Raw genomic sequence first — 4363 nt, forward strand, 5'->3', positions numbered from 1 at the left:
GCCCCGATGTCCCCCTCCCCGCGCCGGAGGGCATGTCCGATCTCAGGGCGCGGAAGGAAGCGGACGACCGGATCGAGCCCGAGCTCGCGGGCAAACCCTAAAAGGATCTCCCATTCAAGCCCGGTGATCCCCTCGTTCTCGCGGGAAAGGAGCCCGGGAGCCTCGTCCGCCAGGATCACCAGCCGCCCGGTCTTGCGGATCGAAAGGATGTAGATGAACGTCACCAGCCCGGCCCCGATCGCCGCCTCGGTCAGCCCCACGTCCGGGGCGTGGAACAGGAGATAGACCGCAGCGATCACAAAGCTGAACAGGCCCATCGCTATCACCGCGGTCAACCGCCGTGCCCGCGTCAGTGCGAACACCGCGATCACCGGAAGCGCAAGCAAAAGGACCGTCTGCACTGTCATTCCTTTTCCTCCCCCGAGTGGCGGTTGACGAACGCGCTCTTGGCGATCGCATGAGTGACGATCGGGTTGGTGACCAGGATCAGGACCAGCAGAAGCCCGAGCCCGAGGGAGATCGGGGTGAGGCCGCTTCGCACCATCAATCCGATCAGGATCAGTCCCACCCCGGCGTTATCCGACACTCCGCTCGCCTGCAACCGCGAGTAGATGTCAGGGAGACGGAGGATGCCGATCGTCCCGATCAAGACGAATCCCGTTCCGATCCCGATGAGGATCATTCCGATCATCGGTGCAGCTCCCCCCGCTCCATGAACCGGGCGATCACGAGCACCCCGAGGAAGCTCACCCCGGCGTAGGTGATGATCATGTCGAGGTAGAACTCCTTTCCCGCGGTAGCCGCGAGGACGGCAAGGAGGACCACAAGCCGGTTCGAGGCGGCGTTGTACGCCAGAACGCGGTCCCATGGGCTCGGCCCGGCGAATAGCCGCCCCAGGACGGCGAGGAACGCGGCGATGAGAAGGCCTTCCACGACCGTCATCCGCTCCTCCGGAAGATCGCGTCCAGTCTCCGTTCGAGTGACTCCTTCACCCCGCGCCAGTCCCATGTGCTCCCTCCCCGGCGCAGCCAGTGAACGTAGAGAAGGTCGTCGTCGAGGAGGAGGGAGATCGTCGATGGGGTGAGGGTGATCGCGTTCAACAGGAGGAATCGACCGAGCGGATCGGAGACCTTGGTTGGGACGGCAACGATCCTCCCTTCAGGGCGAGGGGAGAGGATCACGTAGCTCGTGTACAGGGTCGAGGCGACCAACCGCCACAGGAGGAGCCCGATGAACAGGACGAGCTGGTGGGGCCGTCGAAAAAGGGCGAGGAGCGCCCGGTTCACGCGCGGGAACAAGCGCCACTGCAGCAGCGCCACTCCGGCGGCGACCAACCCGCCGACCGAGATGGACAACGGATCGAACCGGCGCGCGAGGGCGATCCACACCCCGAACAACCCGACGAATACGACGATCATCCTCCCCCCTTCCTTCTACATAATCCCCGGGAGGGGGTGCTCGAGCAAGAAGGTAGTCAGGGGCGCGGATAGAGAGGACGGCTTCTTGACCGGTTTGCCGGCTCTGGCTATGCTACGCTCACCCGGTGCTTAACAGGAGGTTAAGTTGGAATTACGACCACTCCGGCTTCCACAGGACCTGATCCCGCTTGGGAAAATGATATGCCATACGTTCCAATATCCGGAAAACCCGGAGTGGAGCGTGCAGACGGACGAGAAGGAACAGATCGTCGATACGATCAGGATCTTCCGGCGGTTGTGGCCGCTCGTCCGCCTCGGGCAGTACCTCTCCCCCTCATTGCGCGACATGCTCAGGGGATACGTCGCGGTCGAGGACGGGAGGATCGTTGGGCTGACGATGGTACAACGCCACGGGACGACGGATACGTGGGTCGTCGGAACGGTCGGCGTCCTGCCCGAGTACCGGCGTCGCGGCCTCGCCCGCGCGACCCTGGAGAGCGCGCTCGAGTTGATGCGAAAGCGCGGAGCGCGGAGAGCCTGGCTCAGCGTCATCAACGGCAACACCCCGGCGCAGCGCCTGTACGAAAGCCTGGGATTCGAGGTGTACGACGCGATGATCGACTACACACTGACCGCGCCATCGCTCCCGTCGGTTCCGAAGATCCCCGATGGATACTCGATTTCCCGTCTCCCCCGCTCCGACTGGAGGACGAGGTTCGAACTGGAAGAGCGCATCGTTCCCGAGGAGACGCGGCGGTACGAACCGGTCGAACCAGGGCGGTTCCGCCAGCCGTTGCCCCTCCTCTTGCTCCTACCGATCATCAACCGCGCCCAACACACGGCGGAAGAGGCGTTTGTGGTGCGCGAGACCGACGGCGATAAGGCGGTGGCCTGGTGTCGGTACGCAGCCTCGACCCGGGGGAAGGGGGTGAACAGCATCGCCGTGCGGCTCGATCCGGCCCGTCCGGAGCTCGCGGATTACCTCGTCGGGCGGATGCTGCACGAGGTCGTATCCAAGAGCCCGAACCTGCGGGTTGAGATCGACGTCCCGCGCTGGATGCCGGCGGTCGCCGCGGCGGTGGAGTCGTTCGGGTTCAAAAGACGGGTGGAGTACCTGAAGATGGGACTGGAGCTGTAGTCGCACCGCGGTAAATATGAACCTCTGACTCAGGCCGACGCGCATACACCGTCGATGTCGGGATTCACTGCCTGATCCCTACAGATCACATAGCAAGGGCATTTTTTGCTTTACTCAATGGACTGAGTCATTTTACTCATGACGGCGGGAACAAGCCCCGACGAAGAATAGCAGCTTTTATGCGTCGCACGTTGTGTGCGATGGATCTTTCCTTCCTGTGGCAAGGTGCTGCCGGAAAGCAGGGGCAGCGATCACGCCGTCGGTGCGGAAGGTGAAAGAGGGGAGCGCCAAGACCCTGTAAGACCATTTAGAAGGCAACTTCAAATTTATAACCGTAGAAGATGGGCTTGAGCCCTGAAAATTTCTAGGCTTCGAATACCTCCCGTAATCCTGGCTCTCCGGCCGCTCTCCTTTGCCTGGTAACGATCTCCTGGCGCACCAAGAGCGTCGGTTTGATTGTGCTACGATGAGGTATTAGGATAAGTTGTTCGCCGGAGGTTGGCATGCAACGTGAAAGAGTACTCAGACTTATACGGGAGAATCGGGACAAGATAAAGTCATTTGGCGTTGAATCTCTTGCTGTATTCGGCTCGGTTGCACGCGGTGAAGCATCTCCCGAAAGTGACATCGATATTCTTGTCACGTTTTACGGACCAGCCACGTTCGATCAGTACATGGAACTAAAGTTTTTCTTGGAGAAGCTGTTGGATAGGCCAGTTGATCTCGTCACGAGAAAGGCTCTTAAGCCACGGTTAAAGACACAAATTGAGCGAGAAGCAATTTATGTATCGTGATCCATCGTTGTTTCTTGACGACATCAAAACGAGCGCGACGAAGATCATGCGGTATACAGAGGGTATGGATCGCGCGGCGTTTGAGACGGATGAGAAGACAGTCGACGCGGTTGTCCGTAATCTTGCGATCATCGGTGAAGCGGTCAAGAAACTGCCAGCCGAGCTAAAGGACCGCCATAGAAAGGTGGAATGGCGTAAAATGGCGGGATTGCGCGATTTCGTAGTACACGAATATTTCGGGATCGATACCGAAATACTGTGGGATGTAGTGAGCAATAAAATTCCTGAGCTATTGAGCTACGTAGATGAGATCATTTCTTCCGAAGATTTCAGTCAGGGACATTGAGCCTTGCTTGCGGAGGCTCGGGGGCCGGAAGCATCGGGTTTGGTCTTGGGGTTTGAAAATTCTAGGCTCCACGTGCATCCAGCACATCCAGCTAGGGGATAGCAGTAATTAGTAAGTTTTAGTGTTAAGTTGCAAGACTTGACCCCGGTTATGACCTGACCCCGGTTATGACCCTCCTTCGTGAAATGTTTGTGTTTATGCTATACTCCTTCGGGACTACTGTGAGAGGGAGTTCAATGACATGACCAAGAATGCAACAAGGGACGTGTTCATCTCATATGCTAGTGAGGACACAGACTGGGCTGAGTGGATTGGCTGGGTACTGGAAGAGGAAGGATATGATGTGGTCCTACAAGAATGGGATTTCCTTCCCGGCTCGAACTTCATTCTCAAAATGCATGAAGCTTCTCTCAACTGCAAGCACACTATGCTACTGCTTAGTCCTGCATTCCTTGCATCTCACTACACACATCCTGAGTGGGCTGCCGCATTCTCGGAGGACCCAACAGGTGAAACCCGCAAGCTGATTCCCGTTCGTGTTAGGGAGTGTGTTTTGGAAGGTCTTCTAAAGCCAATCGTGTATGTCGATTTGGTTGGAAGAGATGAACAAACAGCAAGAAATAAGGTAGTTTCTGCTATTTCAGGATCTCGCCTTAAGCCCCTTAAC

Annotated in this window: 8 protein-coding genes; 4 read left to right on the forward strand and 4 right to left on the reverse strand. The window is 58.0% G+C overall.

Annotated features, from left to right (window positions below; translation table 11 throughout):
• The 4 genes from J7J55_03980 to J7J55_03995 form a co-directional block, all read right to left on the reverse strand.
• A partial coding sequence (locus J7J55_03980) for a DUF4040 domain-containing protein (GenBank protein ID MCD6141863.1) occupies positions 1 to 407 on the reverse strand: 407 nt, incomplete at its 3' end.
• Complete coding sequence (locus J7J55_03985) at positions 404 to 691, reverse strand: monovalent cation/H(+) antiporter subunit G (GenBank protein MCD6141864.1); 288 nt, start codon at positions 689 to 691, stop codon at positions 404 to 406. The genes J7J55_03980 and J7J55_03985, both read right to left, overlap by 4 nt.
• The gene (locus J7J55_03990) at positions 688 to 942 is read right to left on the reverse strand and encodes a cation:proton antiporter (protein ID MCD6141865.1); all 255 of its coding nucleotides are present in this window, start codon (positions 940 to 942) and stop codon (positions 688 to 690) included. The genes J7J55_03985 and J7J55_03990 overlap by 4 nt, the downstream gene beginning before the upstream one ends.
• On the reverse strand, positions 939 to 1418 hold the full coding sequence (locus J7J55_03995; protein ID MCD6141866.1) for a Na+/H+ antiporter subunit E: 480 nt from the start codon (positions 1416 to 1418) through the stop codon (positions 939 to 941). Before J7J55_03995 ends, J7J55_03990 begins: the two co-directional genes overlap by 4 nt.
• Before the next feature lie 145 nt (positions 1419 to 1563).
• Here J7J55_03995 and J7J55_04000 point away from each other — a divergent pair, with 145 nt between their 5' ends.
• The 4 genes from J7J55_04000 to J7J55_04015 all read left to right on the forward strand — a co-directional run.
• Positions 1564 to 2556 carry a GNAT family N-acetyltransferase gene (locus tag J7J55_04000; protein MCD6141867.1) on the forward strand — a complete coding sequence of 331 codons (993 nt, stop codon included), beginning with the start codon at positions 1564 to 1566 and terminating at the stop codon, positions 2554 to 2556.
• A gap of 503 nt (positions 2557 to 3059) precedes the next feature.
• On the forward strand, positions 3060 to 3350 hold the full coding sequence (locus J7J55_04005; GenBank protein ID MCD6141868.1) for a nucleotidyltransferase family protein: 291 nt from the start codon (positions 3060 to 3062) through the stop codon (positions 3348 to 3350).
• Positions 3340 to 3696: a DUF86 domain-containing protein gene (locus J7J55_04010; protein MCD6141869.1), complete on the forward strand. Its 357-nt coding sequence runs from the start codon at positions 3340 to 3342 to the stop codon at positions 3694 to 3696. The genes J7J55_04005 and J7J55_04010 overlap by 11 nt, the downstream gene beginning before the upstream one ends.
• Positions 3697 to 3937: 241 nt before the next feature.
• Positions 3938 to 4363: toll/interleukin-1 receptor domain-containing protein (locus tag J7J55_04015; protein ID MCD6141870.1), on the forward strand; the 426-nt coding region annotated here is incomplete at its 3' end.

Source organism: Candidatus Bipolaricaulota bacterium (assembly GCA_021159055.1).
In the GTDB taxonomy this organism is placed as follows: Bacteria; Bipolaricaulota; Bipolaricaulia; order UBA7950; family UBA9294; genus S016-54.

Coding starts and splice junctions, on each gene's coding strand:
- J7J55_03985 (MCD6141864.1), bottom strand. CDS start 691: ATGATCGGAATGATCCTCATCGGGATCGGAACGGGATTCGTCTTGATC.
- J7J55_03990 (MCD6141865.1), bottom strand. CDS start 942: ATGACGGTCGTGGAAGGCCTTCTCATCGCCGCGTTCCTCGCCGTCCTG.
- J7J55_03995 (MCD6141866.1), bottom strand. CDS start 1,418: ATGATCGTCGTATTCGTCGGGTTGTTCGGGGTGTGGATCGCCCTCGCG.
- J7J55_04005 (MCD6141868.1), top strand. CDS start 3,060: ATGCAACGTGAAAGAGTACTCAGACTTATACGGGAGAATCGGGACAAG.
- J7J55_04010 (MCD6141869.1), top strand. CDS start 3,340: ATGTATCGTGATCCATCGTTGTTTCTTGACGACATCAAAACGAGCGCG.